We start from the raw sequence: 17021 nt of genomic DNA, 5'->3' as shown, positions 1-17021 counted from the left end.
AATCGGTTCGGGTCTCGGTCGCGGGAGGCCGCCGACACTAGTCGGTAACTACTCCGACAGAACGCGTATTCGGGCCGTCGCCGACTGTCCGCGTGTGTCCAATCACTCAGACCGACTGGCGACGGGCGGACGCGGGGTGACGGCCCGTGTCGAATAGCCGCGCGGAGTTCACGGTGTCGAAGGACGCCGACGGCGAGACCATCGAGGACGCACTCCACGAGCGGGAGGGCGTCCAGTTGGCGGCGTTCGACCCGGAGACCGGGCTCGTGGAAGTCCGGCACGGCGAGGCGCTGATATCGACGGAGGAAATCGAGTCGACGGTCCGCGAACTGGGCTACGACGTGGAGTAGCGGCCCCGGGAGGCGTCGGTCACGCCTCGACGTTCGTCTCGCCGCCGGCTTCCAGAATCTCGTGGTAGCGGTTGCGGATGGTGACCTCGCTGACGTTCGCGACGTCGCTGACCTGGCTCTGCGTGATGCGCTCGTCCACGAGGAGGCTGGCGGCGTACACCGCGGCGGCCGCGAGCCCGACCGGCGACTTCCCGGAGTAGAGGCCGGCGTCCTCGGCGCTCTCCAGGAGGTCGCGGGCGCGGCGCTCGACCTCGTCGGAGAGCCCGAGGTCCGAGCAGAACCGCGGGACGTAGCTGGCCGGGTCGGTCGGCGCGACTTCGAGGCCGAGCTCGCGGGCGACGTACCGGTAGGTGCGCGCGATTTCGTCGCGCTCGACGCGGCTGACGTTCGCCACCTCGTCGAGACTCCGCGGGGTGCCGGCCTGCCGGGCGGCCGCGTACAGCGCGCTGGTGGCGACGCCCTCGATGGAGCGGCCGGGCAGCAGGTCCTCGTCGAGCGCGCGGCGGTAAATCACGGACGCAGTCTCCCGGACGTTCTTCGGGAGGCCGAGCGCGGAGGCCATCCGCTCGATTTCGCCGAGCGCCTGCTTCAGATTGCGCTCCTTCGAGGTTCGCGTGCGGAAGCGCTCGTTCCACTTGCGGAGGCGCTGCATCTTCTGTCGCTGCCGGCCGGAGAGGGTGTTGCCGTAGGCGTCCTTGTCCTGCCAGCCGATGTTCGTCGACAGCCCCTTGTCGTGCATCAGATTCGTGGTGGGGGCACCGACGCGGCTCTTCTGGTCGTTCTCCTCGCTGCCGAACGCGCGCCACTCGGGGCCGCGGTCGATGCTGTCCTCCTCGACCACGAGGCCGCAGTCCTCGCAGACGGTCTCCCCGCGCTCCTCGTCGACGGTGAGGCGACCGCCGCACTCCGGGCACTGGAGCTCGGCGTCCGCGTCTTCGCGCTCGTCTTCGCTCTCGCTCTCGGCGTCTTCGCGCGTTTCGCGGGTTCGCGTGTTGTCACTCATGGGGGCTGTGGGCGGGTTCTGTGGTCCTGAGAACGTCGGATACGTGTGGAGGGAGGGGCCGACCGCACTAAAGGACTGTGGCAGAAACTCGCATACGGGTGTGAGTCGCGGGGCATCGAAACGCTTACCGACGCCACGCGCGACTCCGGAGACATGAGCGATTCTGTGGACGCCGACGAGGTCGAGCACGTCGCGGACCTCGCTCGCGTGGACCTCGACGACGAGGAGCGCGCGCAGTTCGCCGACCAGTTCGGCGACATCCTCGAACACTTCGAAGCGCTCGAAGAGGTGCCCGAAGTCGAGGCCGAACCCGACCTCGTGAACGTGATGCGCAGCGACGAGGTTGAGGAGAGCCTCAGTCAGGGGGAAGCCCTGCGGAACGCCGACGACAGCGAGGACGGGCGCTTCAAGGGCCCGAAGGTGTCGTGATGAGCCTGAACGCGTACATCACCGACGAGGAAATCGAGGGCAGCGACGACGGCCCGCTGGCGGGGAAGACCGTCGCCGTCAAGGACAACATCTCCACCGAGGGCGTGCGCACGACCTGCGGGTCGAAGATGCTCGAAGAGTACGTCCCGCCCTACGACGCCACGGTCGTCGAGCGCCTCAAGGACGCGGGTGCGACCATCCCCGGGAAGACGAACATGGACGAGTTCGGGATGGGGACGACCACGGAGACGTCGTACTTCGGCGCGACGAAGAATCCGGTGGACGAGGACCGCGTGCCGGGTGGCTCCTCCGGCGGGAGCGCGGCGGTCGTCGCGGCGGGCGACGCGGACCTCGCGCTCGGCACGGATACTGGTGGTTCGATTCGGTGTCCCGCCGCGTTCTGCGGCGTCGTCGGCATCAAGCCGACGTACGGCCTCGTCTCCCGGTACGGGCTGGTCGCGTACGCGAACAGCCTCGAACAGATCGGCCCGATCGCGCCGACCGTCGAGGACGCCGCGGCGCTGCTGGACGTCGTCGCGGGCCCCGACGAGAACGACGGCACCACTCGCGAGGAGGGCGCGGACACGGACTTCGCGAGCGCCGCCGACGGCGACGTCGAGGACCTGACGATTGGCGTCCCCACGGAACTCGTGGAGGGCGCCGAGGACGCGGTCGTGGAGACGTTCGACGCGGCAATCGAGGACCTCCGCGAGCAGGGCGCAACCGTCGAGGAAGTCAGCCTCCCCTCCGTCGAGTACGCGGTCGCGGCGTACTACGTCATCGCGATGTCGGAGGCCTCGTCGAACCTCGCGCGCTTCGACGGCGTGCGGTACGGCAACTCCGGGGGCTACGACGGCAACTGGAACGAGTCCTTCTCGGAAGCGCGCTCGGAGGGGTTCGGCGACGAGGTCAAGCGCCGCATCCTCCTCGGGACGTACGCGCTCTCCGCGGGCTACCACGACAAGTACTACAAGCAGGCGCAGGAGGCCCGCGCGTGGGTGAAACAGGACTTCGACGAGGCGTTCGAGGACGTGGACGTGCTGGCGTCCCCGACGATGCCGATTCTCCCGCCCGAGCTGGGTGAGAGCCTCGACGACCCCCTGAAGATGTACCTCGCGGACGCCAACACGACGCCCGTGAACCTCGCGAACCTCCCCGCCATCTCGGTGCCCGCGGGCGACGCCGACGGCCTCCCGGTCGGCCTCCAGCTCGTCGGCCCGGCGTTCGGCGAGGAGACGATTATCAACGCCGCCGCTGCGGTCGAGGACTGAGATAGCCGGACAAGAGAGTCTGCGAGCGCGCAATGCGCGCGAGCAGTTCACTCCACGAAGTGAGCGGAGCGAACGAGTGGAGGCCGACGAGCAACCGTAGGGAGCGAGGAGTGCTTTTTCCGCAAGTTTTTGCCGAGCGGGGTGCGCCTTCGGCGCACCCCTGCAGTGCAAAAAGTGCGTTTAGAAGTCCGGTAGGTCGTCGGGCGCGTCGTACTCGGCCTCCCAGTCGACGTACTCGTCTTTGAGCAGCCGCGAGGCCTCCGCGCCGAGTTCCGCCAGCGACGCGTTGATGGCGGAGACGGTCTCCCAGGAGTTCAGCTCGGGGTGGATGTCGCGCTCGCGCCACGTCTCCGGGAGGCCGGGGGCGTGGTAGCCCACGCGGTCCGCGAAGTCGTCCCAGAAGAAGTCGAAGCGGTCGAACATGCCGAGGTCCACGGCGATGTCGAACGCCTCCCGGGAGAGGTCTGTTTCGGTCGCCCACGTCTCGAAGGCTGCCTCCCACGCGCCGTCCTCGAGGAACTCCTGGAGGTCGTCGCGGTGGTAGTCGGTTCCCTGGACGGTGACGTCGTCGTACTCGTCGGGGTCGCCGTCCAGCTCGGGCGGGTCGGGTGCGGGCGCGTCGAGAGCCATAGCCGGCGGTAGGGGGTCGCCGGGGAAAAGCCTGCGCGTCGCCGCCGGTCAGGCGCCCAGCCAGTCGTTCGTCGATATCTCGTGGCCGCTCGTCCGGCAGATTTGGGCGCCGTGGTTGCGGACTTCGCGCGCGGAGGGGTACGTCTCCCGTTGGCGAATCTGGTCCTGAATCCACTCCGCGAGGTCGCGGGCCTGCGGCTTCCCGGCGATGCGCTCGACCTCGTTCAGGCCCTTCTCGTAGGCGCTGCGCTGGGAGCCGGCCCGCTCTTTGGCGCGCTCGCGGTCCGCGAGGTCGAGGACGGTCACGGCCGTCTCGTCGATGTTCCGCAGCAGCTTCTTGGCGTGCTCGGTCATTGTCCGCCTCGCTCTTGTTCGTATACTGTCATCGTCACGCGTGAACGGACGCCGACTACGCGGATAAGCCTGTGGGGCAGGTGTATTTTCTCACTTGATAAGTGATAAAATGAACATAATACTAACCCGGTGTAGGTGAGTGGTCTGCGACGTCAGACCGGCGGCGCGCGCCGTCGGACTGACGGCTACAATGGTACGGAAACAAGATCGCCGGGCGGTTCGCCCCGGCGACTCGACGCGGTTCCCCGCACAGCTCGCTCGCCTCCTCGCGGGCGCGAAACAACTCTGGACGGTCCTGCTGTACAGTTCGGCGTACCTCTCGGTTGTCACGGTCGTCGAGGTCGGCATCGCGATGGTCGTGCTGTCGCTGCCGCCGAGCCCCGCGCCCGCGGTGGTCGGCCTGCTCACGTTCGCCGTCTACGCCAACGACCGCATCGCCGACGCCGACGACGACGCACGCGACAAACCCGGGCAGGTCGCGTTCGTGCGCCGCCACGAGAACGCGCTGTACGTCGCCGCGGCGGTCGCGTACGGCCTCGCGGTCTCGCTGGCGATGCTCGGCGGGCCGCTGGCGCTGGCGCTGGCGCTGCTCCCGGGCGCGTTCTGGGTGCTGTACGCGAGCGACTGGCTGCCGCGGCTCGGCGCGGGCCTGCGCCGGCTGAAAGACGTCCTCGTCGTCAACACCGCCGTCGTCGCGCTGGCCTGGGCGGTGTCGCTGACGTTCCTGCCGCTGGCGTTCGCCGACCGCGGCGTGACCCCCACCGTCGTGGTCGTGTTCGCGTACTTCTTCCTGCGCTCGTTCGTCGACGCCGAGCTCCCGAACGTCAGCGACCGCGCGGGCGACGCGGACGCGGGCGTCCGCACGCTCCCCGTCGTGGTCGGCCTCCGAGGAACGCGGTACGTCCTCTACGCGGTCGACGCGGCCACCGCCGCGGTGCTCGCGTACGCCGTCGCCGCCGGCTACCTCTCGGTAGCGGTCGCGCTCGCGCTCGGCGCGGGGCTCGCGTACTCGCTGGTCGTCACGAGCGTGCTGGCGCGGTACGCCGACCGCGCGTGGCTGACTGTCGCGCCCGAACTCGAGTACGTCGTCGCCGGGGCGGCGCTCTCCGTGGTCGCGCTCGCGTAGCCCGCTCGCGGTCCCGCACGGCAACCTTCGCTGACCGGCACTCCTTTTACAAGTGCGGGACCAGTCCGAACAAACCGTGGTCACCCTCGTCGACGGCCTGACGGCCGTGCTACTGGTCAGCATCGCGGCCAGTTTCGCGGCCGCGCTGTTGGCGTGGCGGGAGCGCCCGGAGCCCGGCGCGTCCGCGATCGTCCTCATGCTCGCCGGGGTCGTCTGGTGGGCGGCGTTCCTCGTGTTCGAACTGCAGGCCTCGACGGTGGCGCGGAAGATACTCTGGTCGGACGTCCAGTGGGTCGGCGTCGTCGTCATCCCCGTCGCGTGGCTGCTGTTCGCGCTCGCGTACACGGGCCGCGACGAGTACGTCCGCCCGCAGGTGGTCGCCGTCCTCGCGGTCGTCCCCGCGGTGACGGTGGTGTTGGCGGCGACCAGCAACGCCCACGACCTGCTGTATCGCTCGACGACAGTGGTCTCCTACGGCGACCTCGTGTTGCTCGAACGCACGGGCGGCCCGTGGTACTGGGTGGTCGCGGCGTACACGTACGTCCTCGGCGCGCTCGGGTTCGTCCCGCTGCTGGGGCTGATTCGGAGCAACGCGGTGCTGTTCCGCGGGCAGAGCGCCGCCCTCCTGTTCGGGTCGCTGACGCCGTGGGTGACGAACATCCTCTCGGTCGCGGGCGTGCTCCCGCTGCCGGAGTTCGACCCGACGCCGATAGCGTTCGCCGTCACGGGCGTCTCGTTCCTCGGCGCTGTCACGCGGTTCCAGCTGTTCGACGCCAGCCCCGCGCCGAACTGGCGGGCGCGCCGGCTCGTCTTCGACCGGATGGACGACGCCGCAATCGTCGTCGACAGCCACGGCTACGTCGTGGACGCCAACGAGAGCGCGGAGACGCTGCTGGGTCGCGCCCGCCGCGACGCGATCGGCGAGCCGGTGGCGTCGATGCTGCCGTCGCTGGGGCCGCTGGACGCCGACTGCCGCCCCGAACACGTCGCCATCGACGTGGACGGCGACGAGACGCCGTTCGACGTGTCGATAACGCCGGTTCGGGACGTCCGCGAGCGGCTCATCGGGCGCGTCGTCACGTTCCACGACGTCAGCCGGTACCTCCGACAGAAGCAGCGCCTCGAAGTGCTGAACCGCGCGTTCCGGCACAACGTCCGCACCGACACCCAGATGATTCTCGGGTACGCGGGCCAGCTGTCCCCGGACACCGACGAGGAGCGCGAGGCCGTGGGCATCGTCGAGCAGCGCGCGACCAGAATCGCGGCGCTCGGGGAGAAAGCCCGCGTCATCGTCGACCTGCTCGAACGCGAGGAGGGGCCGCGGGTGCCCGTGAGCCTCCACGAACTGCTCGACGGTCGCGTCCAGCGACTCCGCACCGCGTACCCGGCGGTGACCGTCGGCGTCTCGGAATATCCCGCGAACTGCACCGTGCCGGCGACGCTCGGCCCCGTCGTCTGGAACGTCCTGGAGAACGCCGCCGAACACAACACCAGCGACGACCCGCACGTCGAGGTCGAGGTCGAAGCCAGCGAGGACCGCGTGGAGATTCGCGTCGCGGACGACGGCCCCGGCGTCCGCGACAGCGAGTACGCCGCCCTCGAGAGCGGGACGGAGACGCCGCTCCATCACGCCAGCGGGCTGGGCCTGTGGCTGATTCACTGGGGGACGGACATCGCGGGCGGCCGCGTGACGTTCGCGGACAACGAGCCGACCGGCACCGTCGTCACGCTCGACGTGCCGCGCCTCGACTGACTACTGCTGTTCGGCGTGGGCTTCGAGGGCGTCCTGCCGGAGCGCTTCCTCCGTCTCCGTGTCGCAGGCCAGCCGCGGCACCTCGGTGGGCTTCCCGTCGTCGTCGAGCGCGACGAACGTGAAGAACGACGTCGTGGTCTTGCGCTCCGTGCCCTCCACGGGGTCCTCGGCGCGAACCTCGACTTTCACCTCGATGCTGGACTCGCCGACGTCGAAGACGAACGCCTCCACGACCGCGACCTCGCCCATCTCGATGGGCGCGATGAAGTCGACGTGGTCCATGGAAGCGGTCACGCACTGCCGGCCGGAGAACCGCATCGACGCGATGGCCGCGCAGATGTCCATCCAGTGGAGGACCGCGCCACCGAGCGCGCGGCCGAGGTTGTTCGTGTCGTTGGGCAACAGCAGTTCCGTCATCTCCGTGTAGGAGTCCATCAGGCGCGCCGTCTCGGTCATGCCTCGTGGTTCTGGGCCGGGCGGCTTGAATGCTTCCGAGTACGGACGAACACCGGACAGCGGCCAGTACGTCGCCCATCCGACAAGCGTAAGGCCGCCACAACTAACGTGGACGTAATGAGCGAGGAATCCGCGGCGACCCGCGAGGGCTCCGTTCGGGTCGTCGGGACCGCCCACGTCTCCGCGGACAGCGTCGAGGAGGTCGAGCGGGTCGTCGAGGAGGAGAACCCGGACACGGTCGCCGTCGAACTCGACGAGGGCCGCTACCGGCAGATGCAGGGCGACGCGCCCGAGGACCTCGACGCCAGCGACCTCCTGAAGGGGAGCATGGCGTTCCAGTTCCTGGCGTACTGGCTGCTGTCGTACGTCCAGCAGCGCCTCGGCGACAAGTTCGGCATCGAGCCGGGCGCGGACATGAAGGCGGGCATCGACGCCGCCGAGCGCATCGGCGCGGACGTCGCGCTCGTCGACCGCGACATCCAGGTGACGATTCAGCGCTTCTGGGCGCGCATGACCGCCGTCGAGAAGCTCCGGCTGGTCGGCGAACTCGCGTTGGGGGTGACGGACAGCCGCACGCTCGGGATGGGCGTCGGCGCGTTCGTCGGCTTCCTCCTCGGCGTCGTCGCGGAGTTCGTCGCCGGGCCGTTCCTGCTGCCGCCGCCGCCCGCGACGATTGGCGTCGTGGAGACGGCACTGGTCGTGCTCTCGGGGCTGGCGGAGGCCGTGCTGTTCGCGGGCGCCGGCGCGCTCGTGTTCGGCGCGGTGTTCGTCGTGCTGTTCGCGCGAGCCGCCCCCGAGGAGGACGTCGAGGAGTTCACGATGGACGATTTGACGGACGCGGACGTGGTGTCGGCGATGATGGAGGAGTTCCGGCGGTTCAGCCCTGCGGGCGCGGAAGCGCTCATCGACGAGCGCGACGCCTACATCGCGCACAACCTCGTCGCGCTGCGCGCGCAGGGCAAGCACGTCGTCGCGGTGCTGGGCGCGGGCCACCGCGAGGGCGTCGAACACTACCTCGACCACCCCGAGGAGCTGCCGCCGATGGAGTCGCTGACCGGCACCCGCAAGAAGCGGTTCTCGGTCGCGCGCGTTTTCGGCCTGCTGATTACGGTCGGCTTCCTCGCGTTCTTCGGCCTGCTGGTGATGGCGGGGGTGGGAAACACCGTCCTCCTGCAGGTGTTCGGCGCGTGGTTTCTGTTCAACGGGATAATCTCGCTGGGCGCCGCGAAGCTCGCGGGCGCGCACTGGACGAGCGCGGGCGTCGGCGGCGCAGTCGCGTGGCTCACGAGCATCAACCCGCTGCTCGCGCCCGGCTGGTTCGCGGGCTACGTCGAACTGCGCTACCTCTCGGTGCGCGTCGCCGACATCGGCACGCTGAACGAGCTCATGGACGACCAAGAGACGCCGATTCGTGACCTCCTCCAGCAGATGATAGACGTGCCGCTGTTCCGGCTCATCGCGGTCGTCGCGATGACGAACATCGGGAGCATCGTCGCGAGCGTCCTCTTCCCGTTCGTCGTGTTGCCGCTCATCGGCGGTCCCTTCGACAGCCTCGGCGCGGTCAGCGACGCGATGGTGCGGGGCGCACAGAATAGCGCGGACGCGGTCTGGAGGCTGGTACAGTGAACTTCAGCGGCCGCGAACTCCGGGACCTCCTCGTGGCGTGGCTGGCGCTCGGGCTGGCGTTCAGCCTGCTGTACGTCCCCGTCTCCGCGACGAACCTCACCGAGGTGCTGGCGAGCGCGGCGTTCCTCGAGGAGTTCGCACTGAGCCTCGCGACCGTGGGCGTCGCGTTCCTCCTGCACGAACTCGCGCACAAGGTCGTCGCCGTTCGGTTCGGCCAGCACGCGGAGTTCCGCGCGGACTTCGGGATGCTGGCGCTCGCCGTCGCGGGCGGCCTCGCGGGGTTCCTGTTCGCGGCGCCCGGCGCGGTCCACCACCGCGGCCGCATCACGCCCCGCGAGCACGGGCTCATCGCGCTGGCCGGCCCGCTAACGAACGTCGCGCTCGCGGTCGTCTCGCTGGGCGTGATGCTGACGGTCGCGCCGAACGTCGGCTGGCGCGGCCTGTTCATCAACGTGCTGCTGGCGGGGTTCAACATGATTCCATTCGGACCGCTGGACGGCGCGACGGTCCTGGAGTGGAGCAAGCCCGCGTACGCGGCCGCAGCAGTGATCACCATCGGCCCGGCGCTGCTGTTCCTCTTCGTAATATAGTCGTCCGCGCATAGACCGGCACGCTTTTCGCCCCGACATACGCACGCTCGTGTATGAGCGACGGGAGCGACGACGAACTCACGTACGCCGAGGCGGGCGTGGACATCGAGGACAGCGAGGCGGCGACCGCGGCGCTGGTCGGCGCCGTCTCCGAGGTCGGGGACACCACCGAGTACGCGGGCCTGGTGGACCTCGGCGACCAGTACCTCGCGCTCGCGACCGACGGCGTCGGCACGAAACTGCTCGTGGCGGTCGCGGTGGAGGACTACTCCACAGTCGGCATCGACTGCATCGCGATGAACGTCAACGACCTCGTGGCGGCAGGGGTCGAGCCCGCGGCGTTCGTGGACTACCTCGCGGTGGACGTGCCCGACGAGGCCCGCACCGCCGAACTCGGTGAGGGACTGGCGGCGGGCGCCGAGGAAGCGGGCGTCGCGCTCGTCGGCGGCGAGACGGCGGTGATGCCGGAGGTCGTGAACGACTTCGACCTGGCGGGCACTGTGGCCGGCATCGCGACCGACGACGACTTGCTCGCTGGGGAGGCACAGGCTGGGGACGTGCTCGTCGGCTTCCCGTCGTCGGGCATCCACTCGAACGGCCTCACGCTCGCGCGGGAGGCGGCAGACCGCGCCGGCGGCTTCGACGAGCCGTTCCCCGGCGACGGCTACGACACCGTGGGCGAGGCGCTACTGGAGCCCACCCGCATCTACACGTACCTGCTCGATGCGCTACACGAATACGACGTGCACGCCGCGGCCCACGTCACCGGAGGCGGCTGGACGAACCTCGAACGCATGGGCGCGTTCCGCTACGAGGTCACGGACCCCCTCCCGGCGCAGGACGTCTTCGCGTTCGTGCAGGACGCGGGCAACGTCAGCGACGAGGAAATGCACCGCACGTTCAACATGGGCACCGGGTTCGTCGCCGCAGTCGACCCGGCGGACGCCGACGCGCTCGTCGAAGCGACTGACGGCGAGAGAATCGGCGAAGTCGCGGAGAGCGAGGAGTCGAGCGTCGCGATTCGCGGGCTCGAACTCTAGCTGAGACGCGCCGCCACGTCGGCCTGCGTGATGATGCCGACCGTCTCGCCGTCGTGGGTGACCATCACGGCCTTGTAGTGGTCCAGCAGGCTCGAAATCTCTTCGAGCGTCGCGTCCTCGGAGACGGTCGGGAAGCTCTCGCTCATCACGTCCCGGACGGGGTGGTCGCCGACGTCCTCGCCGGCGTGGACGACGTCGCTGTCGCTGATTGAACCCACGGGAACGCCGTTCGTGATGACCGGGAGCTGGGAGTAGCCGGCGTCCTGCATCTTCTGGACGGCGTCGCTGACGGCGTCGTCGGGCGCGACGCTGATGACGTCCTCGTGCATTAGGGTCTTCGCGCGGACGACGTCGCCCTCGGCCTCGTCGAGCGCCTCGACGATGCGGCGCAGCGTCGAGAGCCGGGGGTCGACGTCGCCGCCCTCGATGCGGGCGATGAGCGGCTGTGAGACGCCCGCGCGCTCGGCGAGTTCGCTCTGCGTGAGCTCCAGGGAGGTGCGCCGTTCGCGCAGGTCCTTCGGCGTCGGCAAACGCATGCCTCCGAATAACCGACAGTTATTGATAAAGGTTCGGGAGGTTACTCGTCGTCGCGCTCGGCCTCGCCCTCCTCGCCGCCCTCCTCGACGACCTCGATGACTTCGAGGGGGACGTCGCGGAGCGCGCCGCCGACCTCGCTCTTGGCGATGCGTTCGGCGTGCTCGACGCTGTCCGCGTTGAAGACGGTGAGTTCGAGGACGAGCCCAACGAGCGCGGTGTTCGCCGCGAGGAACGCGGCGTCCAGCGGCTCCCCACACGCGGGACAGGTGGTGACGCCGGCCTCGACTTCGACGTAGTCGAGGTCTTGGTCGTTCAGTCGTTTGCCGGCTTCGCTCACGGCGACGCCGATGGCGTCGTCGGAGTTCTCGACGTCACGGACCAGCCACGCGGCTTCCATCGCAACGACGTAGTTGCTCATACTCGTTCAACGGGGCGCGGAATGTCGTGCTTTGTGGTTTGGCCTCCGCGAGCGGACGTGACGGGAAACGTCGGCATAACTTATCGAGTGGTGTCGCACCAGCAACGGCGCGGTTACGATTCGCGGTGACTGCGGCGGGGCTGTGTCCCGGTCGAACGCTCCGATCCGATAATCGCAAGACAGCGGCGGGTCACTGCCGTCTGCCCGTCCGGAAAGTATTTATACGGATACGCCTTGGCGGCTACCATCCCGATGCTCGACCGCGCCACCCGACTCGCGCTGTTCACGCTGTACCAGTCCGTCCTCGCCGTTGGCATCGCGTTGCTGCCCGTCGCCGTGCTCGCTCGCCGCGCCGGCGTCACGCTCCCGGTGCGCCGCCTCGTCGAGCGCACCGAGCAGGCGTACAAGGCCCGCGCCGCGAACTGAACATCCGGCGGAGACGGCCGCTACCACCTGATTCTCCCGCGTCGCGAATCCCCGGAAGAGATGGTTTTATCCGTCCCGGACTGGTAACGTCTGGTAATGTTCAACAGCAACGAGGGCTCGGAGTTCGCCCGGAACCAGGCGCGGTTCGGCGGCACCCAGAACCCCTACGAGCCGGAAGTCGGCTCCCTTCCCGACAACGGCAACTCGGGCGCTGACGACGAGTACGTCAACAAGACCGGTACCACCATCGTCGGCCTCACCACCGAGGACGGCGTCGTGATGGCCTCCGACATGCGCGCGAGCCTCGGCGGCCGCGTCGTCTCCAACAAGGACGTCCAGAAGGTCGAGGAGATTCAGCCCAACGCGGCGCTCTCGATGTCCGGCTCCGTCGGCGGCGCCCAGAGCTTCATCCGGTCGCTGCGCGCGGAAGCGAACCTCTACGAGGCCCGCCGCGGCGAGTACATGTCCATCAACGCGCTCGCGACGATGGCGTCGAACCTCCTCCGCGGCGGCCCGTTCTTCCGCGTCGTCCCGATTCTGGGCGGCGTCGACGACGAGGGCGGCCACGTCTTCAGCCTCGACCCGTCGGGCAGCTCGCTCTCGGACACCTACACCGCGCAGGGCTCGGGTATGCCGTACGCGCTCGGTGTCCTCGAACAGGAGTTCACCGACGACCTCACCACCGACGAGGCCGTCCAGGTGGCCGCACAGGCCATCGACTCCGCCAGCGAGCGCGACACCGCCTCCGGAAACGGCATCCACGTCACGAAGATCACGCGCGAGAACGTCGAGATTATCGGCCACAAGGACGTCGACGACGTCCTGTAACGGCCGCCGCTTCGTCTCCCTCTCCTCCGTTTTTCTCACGCTCGCCAGCGGCGCGTCCGCGGTCAGTCGAGGTTGTCGCCCCGGCCGAGCCAGTCCGCGAAGCTCCCGTCCAAAAGCGTCTCGCGTTGCTTCTCGAAGTACTCGCACTGCATCGCGTACACTGCGTTCTCGAAGGAGTTGCCCTCGTAGAGCGCGCTGCGCACGCGCTCGCGCTTCCACGACGCGGGCGTGGTCTCGTGGCGGGCGCGCTGGCGCAGCGGCCACAGGTACTTCGCGGCCTGCTCGTTCGAGAGGCCGCGCCGCCGCAGGCCGGCCTCGGCCTGCTCGAAGAGGTCCGCGTAGAGTTCCTCGGTGTCCTCGGTACGGTCGCCGTCGCTGGTAATCCACGCGAGGTCCGCACCGAGGCCGTTGCGCGCGGCGTCGTAGAAGCTCTCGCGGGCCGTCTCCCAGTCGAGGTCGTAGAGGGGGTGTTCGGTCCGCGGGAGGTTCTCCAGCAGGCCCGCGAACGCCGCCTGCACCGCGATGGTGTCCCGGACGGTCGGCTGGCCGGCGATGGGGCGGAACTCGATGCGGGCGTTGGCGTTCTCCTTCGAGGAGCCGCCGAACACCGGGCGCACCCACCGCCAGAACGTGCCGTGCTTGCGCCGCCAGTGCGCGAACTCGTCGTCGAAGCGCCCGCCCTCCGAGACGGGCATCGGGACGATGGTGTTGTCCGCGGCGACGCGGTCGACGGCGTCCTCGACGCTCTCGAAGTCGTCGGGGAACCGGACCTTCTGCTGCTCGCCGGGGACGTTCAGCACGGTCTCGAACACGTCGATGCGGGACTCCTGCCAGCCGTCCACGAGAATCTCCTCGGGCGTGGCGTCGTCGTCGTAGAGGTCCGGCGGGAACAGCGGCGAGTTCACGCACAGCGCCAAAAGCGGCGCCGCGAACCGCAGCGCGTACCGGAAGTAGGTGGGGAGGTCCACCGCCTGCGGGACCTGGTAGTGGGGCTGGATGGACGTGATGAGCGCCTCCGGCATCACCGTGTCCGCCTCCAGGGAGACGTGCGGGGCGTCCAGTCGCATCCCCGCGGGCTGGTCGGTGTTGGCCATCGCGTGGTAGCGCGCGGACGCCGACATGTTCGTCGCGATTTCGACGCCGTCCCGGGAGACGCTGTCCGTGAGGTAGTCGCGGGCGGTCTCGCCCTCCGGCGGTATCGTCCACATGCCGTCGCTGACGAGGTGCAGGCCCTCCGCGTCCATCGGCCCCTCGGCGGCGTCGAGGTTCGCCCGCACTTCCATCTCCTGGGCACGCAGCCCGTGCTCGTTCAGCGGCTGGGGGCTGGTCGTCATCTCCGCGTTGTGGAGGCCCAGTTCCTTCTCGAAGCCGACGAACTCCAAGACGCGACGGGGGACGCGCGCCAGCGAGCCCTCGTCGTTGACCGCGTAGAACTCGTACTCGAGGCCGACGATTGCCTGCGGGTTGTCGAACGTGCCGGCGGCGATTTCGGCTTTCACGACCTCGGCGTCCTCGCGGACCTGCTGTTGGAACGCCTCGGCGTCCACGTTCAGGGTGTCGCGCACTCGCTCCACGAGGTCCGGGCCTGTCATGGCGTGGGGTTTGTCGCCCCGCGCCTAATAAGCGCGGTGGGTGGGTGAGCGCGGTTCGCGCGTTTTAACTGCGGGAACTGGCTACCGGACGGTAATGGAATTCGGTTCGTTCGCCGCGCACGCCGCCGACATCGAGGCGACGGACGCGGACCTCGACGTCGTCGCGAAGGTCGCGGCCCTGTTCGGCGAGGCCGGCGACGACCTCGCGGTGGTCGCGCGGTTCGTCCAGGGGCGGGTGTTCCCGGCGCACTCGGAGACGAAACTCGACATTGGGCCGCGGCTCTGCTACGAGGCGCTGGCGCGCGCGGCGTCCACGAACGTCACCGTCGAGGACGTCGAGGACCGGCTCGCCGAGACGGGTGACATCGGCGAGGTCGCTGCGAACCTCGACCTCGGCGGACAGGCGGGACTGGGCGCGTTCGCGGCGGACAGCGGCGACGACGACCTGACCGTCGCCGAGGTGTACGAGGACTTGACCGCGCTCGCAGCCGCCGAGGGCGACGGCAGCCAGGACGAGAAAGTCACCCTCCTCTTCGGGCTGTTCAACGACTGCTCGGGCGAGGAAGCACGATACCTCGCGCGGCTCGTGCTCGGGGAGATGCGCATCGGCGTCGGCGAGGGCGCGGTCCGGGACGCAATCGCTGAGGCGTTCGACGTGCCCGTGGAGGGCGTCCAGCGCGCGCTCCAGGTGTCGAACGACTACGGGCTCGTGGCGGTGACGGCCCGCGACGAGGGCGTCGAGGGCCTCGACGAGCTACACCTGGAAGTCGGGCGGCCCGTGCAGGCGATGCTCGCGCAGGCCGGCACGGTCACCGACGCCCTCGACGAGTGGGAGGAGGCCGCCGTGGAGACGAAGTTCGACGGCGCGCGCGTCCAGGTCCACTGGGACGGCGACGAGGTGTCGCTGTACTCGCGGAACATGGAGGACGTGACGGACGCGCTCCCGGAGCTCGTGGAGTTCGTCGAGGATCACGTCGAGGCGCCCGTCATCTTGGACGGGGAGGCGGTTGCGGTCGACGACGACGGGAGCCCGCTGCCGTTCCAGGAGATTCTCAAGCGCTTCCGCCGCAAGCACGACGTCGAGCAGATGCGCGACGAGATTCGCGTCGAACTGAACGCCTTCGACTGCCTGCACGCGGGCGGGGAGGACCTGCTCGACGAGCCGTTCCGCGAGCGCCACCGGCGCCTCCGCGAGGTGGTGGACGACGACTCGGCGGTCTCCGAGATTCTGGTCACGGACGACGCCGACGAGATTGCGGCCTTCGAGGAGCGCGCGCTCGAAGCCGGCCACGAGGGCATCATGCTGAAAGACCCCGAGGCGGCGTACACGCCCGGCGACCGCGGGAAGCACTGGCTCAAACGCAAGCCCGACGTGGAGACGCTGGACCTGGTCGTGACTGGCGCGGAGTGGGGCGAGGGCCGGCGCGCGTCGTTCCTCGGGACGTTCGTGCTGTCCGCGCGCGACGAGGAAACCGGCGAGTACGCGACTATCGGGAAGGTCGCCACCGGCATCACCGACGAGGAACTCGCGGACCTCACGGACCTCCTGGAGCCGCACATCCGCTCGGAGGACGGCCAGGAAGTGGACCTCGAACCCGCCGTCGTCTTCGAGGTCGGCTACGAGGAGATTCAGACGTCGCCGACCTACGAGTCGGGGTACGCGCTCCGGTTCCCGCGGTTCGTCACCGTCCGCGAGGACAAGCCGCCGGAGAACTCCGACACCATCGAGCGCGTCGAACGCCTCGCCGAGCAGCAGGGCTGACGGCGGTGCGTTGAACACGCCAGCCGCGCAAGGAGTGGTATGAACGTTCGTGGCGCCGTCGTGGACCTCGACGGCACCGTCCTCCGCGGCGAGACGCTGCTGCCGGGCGCGGCCGACGCAGTCACGGCGCTCCGGGAGCGCCTCGACCGCGTGCTCTTCCTGACGAACAACCCCACCGTTGCGCCTCGCGAGTACGCCGCGCGGCTGCGCGAGCTGGGCATCGACGCGGCCGCCGAGGACGTGCTCACGTCCACGGACGCGACGGTCGCGTACCTCCGCGAGAACCACGCCGGCGAACCCGCGTTCCCGATTGCGGAAGCCTCCATCGTGGACCAACTGCGGGACGCTGGCGTGGCGCTGACCGACGACCCCGAAACGGCAGAAGTGGTCGTCGCGGGCTACCACCGCGAGTTCCACTACCGCGACCTGCAGGCCGCCATCGACGCGCTCGACGACGAGACGGCGCTCGTCGGCACGGACCGCGACGCCACGATTCCCACAGAAGACGGTCGCTCGCCGGGGTCGGGAGCCATCATCCGCGCGGTCGCGGGCGTCACTGAACGCGAGCCCGACGCGGTGCTGGGGAAGCCGTCGGCGACGACCGCGCGCCTCGCCGCCGACCGCCTCGGCGTCCCGACCGACGAGTGCGTGCTCGTCGGCGACCGCCTCGACACGGACGTCTCGATGGGCGAACGCACGGGGATGACCACGGTCCTAGTTCGCACGGGCGTCAGCACCGACGCGGACCTCGCGGACAGCGACGTCGAGCCGGACTACGTGCTGGACTCGCTCTCGGACGTCCCGGGCCTGCTGGCCGGAGAATAGAACCG

The 17021-nt window shown here is 69.3% G+C and carries 19 protein-coding genes; 12 read left to right on the top strand and 7 right to left on the bottom strand.

The window, feature by feature from the left end; translation table 11 throughout:
• Positions 1-146: 146 nt before the first annotated feature.
• Entirely contained in the window at positions 147-350 is a 204-nt protein-coding gene (locus ABSL23_RS10195; protein WP_059056493.1) for a heavy-metal-associated domain-containing protein, read from the top strand.
• 19 nt (positions 351-369) lie between these two features.
• Here the strand turns inward: ABSL23_RS10195 and ABSL23_RS10190 are convergent, their stop codons facing one another.
• Entirely contained in the window at positions 370-1353 is a 984-nt protein-coding gene (locus ABSL23_RS10190; protein WP_353633653.1) for a transcription initiation factor IIB, read from the bottom strand.
• Positions 1354-1506: 153 nt separating this feature from the next.
• On the opposite strand from ABSL23_RS10190, the gene gatC reads away from it, so the two are divergent.
• Both gatC and gatA read left to right on the top strand, forming a co-directional pair.
• On the top strand, positions 1507-1782 hold the full coding sequence (gene gatC, locus ABSL23_RS10185) for an Asp-tRNA(Asn)/Glu-tRNA(Gln) amidotransferase subunit GatC (protein ID WP_353633652.1): 276 nt from the start codon (positions 1507-1509) through the stop codon (positions 1780-1782).
• Positions 1782-3053, top strand: a complete 1272-nt coding sequence (gatA, locus tag ABSL23_RS10180; RefSeq protein WP_353633651.1) for an Asp-tRNA(Asn)/Glu-tRNA(Gln) amidotransferase subunit GatA — start codon at positions 1782-1784, stop codon at positions 3051-3053. Before gatC ends, gatA begins: the two co-directional genes overlap by 1 nt.
• Before the next feature lie 180 nt (positions 3054-3233).
• On the opposite strand, the gene ABSL23_RS10175 is transcribed toward gatA, so the two are convergent.
• On the bottom strand, positions 3234-3683 hold the full coding sequence (locus tag ABSL23_RS10175) for a hypothetical protein (RefSeq protein ID WP_353633650.1): 450 nt from the start codon (positions 3681-3683) through the stop codon (positions 3234-3236).
• A gap of 48 nt (positions 3684-3731) precedes the next feature.
• Entirely contained in the window at positions 3732-4037 is a 306-nt protein-coding gene (locus tag ABSL23_RS10170; protein ID WP_059056488.1) for a hypothetical protein, read from the bottom strand.
• Between the two features lie 190 nt (positions 4038-4227).
• On the opposite strand from ABSL23_RS10170, the gene ABSL23_RS10165 reads away from it, so the two are divergent.
• Both ABSL23_RS10165 and ABSL23_RS10160 read left to right on the top strand, forming a co-directional pair.
• Positions 4228-5163 carry a UbiA family prenyltransferase gene (locus ABSL23_RS10165; protein WP_353633649.1) on the top strand — a complete coding sequence of 312 codons (936 nt, stop codon included), beginning with the start codon at positions 4228-4230 and terminating at the stop codon, positions 5161-5163.
• Between the two features lie 76 nt (positions 5164-5239).
• Positions 5240-6916, top strand: coding sequence for a histidine kinase N-terminal 7TM domain-containing protein (locus ABSL23_RS10160; RefSeq protein WP_353633648.1), 1677 nt, complete (start codon positions 5240-5242; stop codon positions 6914-6916).
• On the opposite strand, the gene ABSL23_RS10155 is transcribed toward ABSL23_RS10160, so the two are convergent.
• Positions 6917-7372 carry an acyl-CoA thioesterase gene (locus ABSL23_RS10155; protein WP_353633647.1) on the bottom strand — a complete coding sequence of 152 codons (456 nt, stop codon included), beginning with the start codon at positions 7370-7372 and terminating at the stop codon, positions 6917-6919.
• A gap of 117 nt (positions 7373-7489) precedes the next feature.
• Here ABSL23_RS10155 and ABSL23_RS10150 point away from each other — a divergent pair, with 117 nt between their 5' ends.
• From ABSL23_RS10150 to purM, 3 genes are read left to right on the top strand one after another with little or no spacing between them, the layout of a single operon-like run.
• Positions 7490-8998: a TraB/GumN family protein gene (locus ABSL23_RS10150; RefSeq protein ID WP_353633646.1), complete on the top strand. Its 1509-nt coding sequence runs from the start codon at positions 7490-7492 to the stop codon at positions 8996-8998.
• Positions 8995-9588 (top strand): metalloprotease, encoded by a 594-nt coding sequence (locus ABSL23_RS10145; RefSeq protein WP_353633645.1) that lies wholly within the window; start codon positions 8995-8997, stop codon positions 9586-9588. The genes ABSL23_RS10150 and ABSL23_RS10145 overlap by 4 nt, the downstream gene beginning before the upstream one ends.
• A gap of 53 nt (positions 9589-9641) precedes the next feature.
• A complete protein-coding gene (gene purM / locus ABSL23_RS10140; protein WP_353633644.1) occupies positions 9642-10628 on the top strand; it encodes a phosphoribosylformylglycinamidine cyclo-ligase in 987 nt (328 codons plus the stop codon).
• Here purM and ABSL23_RS10135 read toward each other — a convergent pair.
• A complete protein-coding gene (locus ABSL23_RS10135) occupies positions 10625-11164 on the bottom strand; it encodes a CBS domain-containing protein (RefSeq protein ID WP_059056482.1) in 540 nt (179 codons plus the stop codon). The genes purM and ABSL23_RS10135 overlap by 4 nt on opposite strands.
• Before the next feature lie 41 nt (positions 11165-11205).
• Positions 11206-11583, bottom strand: a complete 378-nt coding sequence (locus ABSL23_RS10130; protein ID WP_059056481.1) for a DUF555 domain-containing protein — start codon at positions 11581-11583, stop codon at positions 11206-11208.
• A gap of 252 nt (positions 11584-11835) precedes the next feature.
• On the opposite strand from ABSL23_RS10130, the gene ABSL23_RS10125 reads away from it, so the two are divergent.
• Both ABSL23_RS10125 and psmB read left to right on the top strand, forming a co-directional pair.
• A complete protein-coding gene (locus ABSL23_RS10125) occupies positions 11836-12009 on the top strand; it encodes a hypothetical protein (protein ID WP_353633643.1) in 174 nt (57 codons plus the stop codon).
• 96 nt (positions 12010-12105) lie between these two features.
• A complete protein-coding gene (gene psmB / locus ABSL23_RS10120) occupies positions 12106-12837 on the top strand; it encodes an archaeal proteasome endopeptidase complex subunit beta (RefSeq protein ID WP_059056480.1) in 732 nt (243 codons plus the stop codon).
• Between the two features lie 62 nt (positions 12838-12899).
• Here the strand turns inward: psmB and ABSL23_RS10115 are convergent, their stop codons facing one another.
• Positions 12900-14429 (bottom strand): hypothetical protein, encoded by a 1530-nt coding sequence (locus ABSL23_RS10115; protein ID WP_353633642.1) that lies wholly within the window; start codon positions 14427-14429, stop codon positions 12900-12902.
• 94 nt (positions 14430-14523) lie between these two features.
• On the opposite strand from ABSL23_RS10115, the gene ligA reads away from it, so the two are divergent.
• A complete protein-coding gene (gene ligA / locus ABSL23_RS10110; RefSeq protein WP_353633641.1) occupies positions 14524-16191 on the top strand; it encodes an ATP-dependent DNA ligase LigA in 1668 nt (555 codons plus the stop codon).
• A 39-nt stretch (positions 16192-16230) separates the two neighbouring features.
• The gene (locus ABSL23_RS10105) at positions 16231-17016 is read left to right on the top strand and encodes an HAD-IIA family hydrolase (protein WP_353633640.1); all 786 of its coding nucleotides are present in this window, start codon (positions 16231-16233) and stop codon (positions 17014-17016) included.
• The last annotated feature ends 5 nt before the right edge of the window (positions 17017-17021 follow it).

It is taken from the genome of Halobacterium sp. NMX12-1 (genome assembly GCF_040435975.1).
In the GTDB taxonomy this organism is placed as follows: domain Archaea; phylum Halobacteriota; class Halobacteria; order Halobacteriales; family Halobacteriaceae; genus Halobacterium; species Halobacterium hubeiense.
This window is presented reverse-complemented; position numbering and strand designations above follow the sequence as displayed.

Coding starts and splice junctions, on each gene's coding strand:
- ABSL23_RS10190 (WP_353633653.1), bottom strand. CDS start 1,353: ATGAGTGACAACACGCGAACCCGCGAAACGCGCGAAGACGCCGAGAGC.
- gatC (WP_353633652.1), top strand. CDS start 1,507: ATGAGCGATTCTGTGGACGCCGACGAGGTCGAGCACGTCGCGGACCTC.
- gatA (WP_353633651.1), top strand. CDS start 1,782: ATGAGCCTGAACGCGTACATCACCGACGAGGAAATCGAGGGCAGCGAC.
- ABSL23_RS10175 (WP_353633650.1), bottom strand. CDS start 3,683: ATGGCTCTCGACGCGCCCGCACCCGACCCGCCCGAGCTGGACGGCGAC.
- ABSL23_RS10170 (WP_059056488.1), bottom strand. CDS start 4,037: ATGACCGAGCACGCCAAGAAGCTGCTGCGGAACATCGACGAGACGGCC.
- ABSL23_RS10165 (WP_353633649.1), top strand. CDS start 4,228: ATGGTACGGAAACAAGATCGCCGGGCGGTTCGCCCCGGCGACTCGACG.
- ABSL23_RS10155 (WP_353633647.1), bottom strand. CDS start 7,372: ATGACCGAGACGGCGCGCCTGATGGACTCCTACACGGAGATGACGGAA.
- ABSL23_RS10150 (WP_353633646.1), top strand. CDS start 7,490: ATGAGCGAGGAATCCGCGGCGACCCGCGAGGGCTCCGTTCGGGTCGTC.
- purM (WP_353633644.1), top strand. CDS start 9,642: ATGAGCGACGGGAGCGACGACGAACTCACGTACGCCGAGGCGGGCGTG.
- ABSL23_RS10135 (WP_059056482.1), bottom strand. CDS start 11,164: ATGCGTTTGCCGACGCCGAAGGACCTGCGCGAACGGCGCACCTCCCTG.
- ABSL23_RS10130 (WP_059056481.1), bottom strand. CDS start 11,583: ATGAGCAACTACGTCGTTGCGATGGAAGCCGCGTGGCTGGTCCGTGAC.
- ABSL23_RS10125 (WP_353633643.1), top strand. CDS start 11,836: ATGCTCGACCGCGCCACCCGACTCGCGCTGTTCACGCTGTACCAGTCC.
- psmB (WP_059056480.1), top strand. CDS start 12,106: ATGTTCAACAGCAACGAGGGCTCGGAGTTCGCCCGGAACCAGGCGCGG.
- ABSL23_RS10115 (WP_353633642.1), bottom strand. CDS start 14,429: ATGACAGGCCCGGACCTCGTGGAGCGAGTGCGCGACACCCTGAACGTG.
- ligA (WP_353633641.1), top strand. CDS start 14,524: ATGGAATTCGGTTCGTTCGCCGCGCACGCCGCCGACATCGAGGCGACG.
- ABSL23_RS10105 (WP_353633640.1), top strand. CDS start 16,231: ATGAACGTTCGTGGCGCCGTCGTGGACCTCGACGGCACCGTCCTCCGC.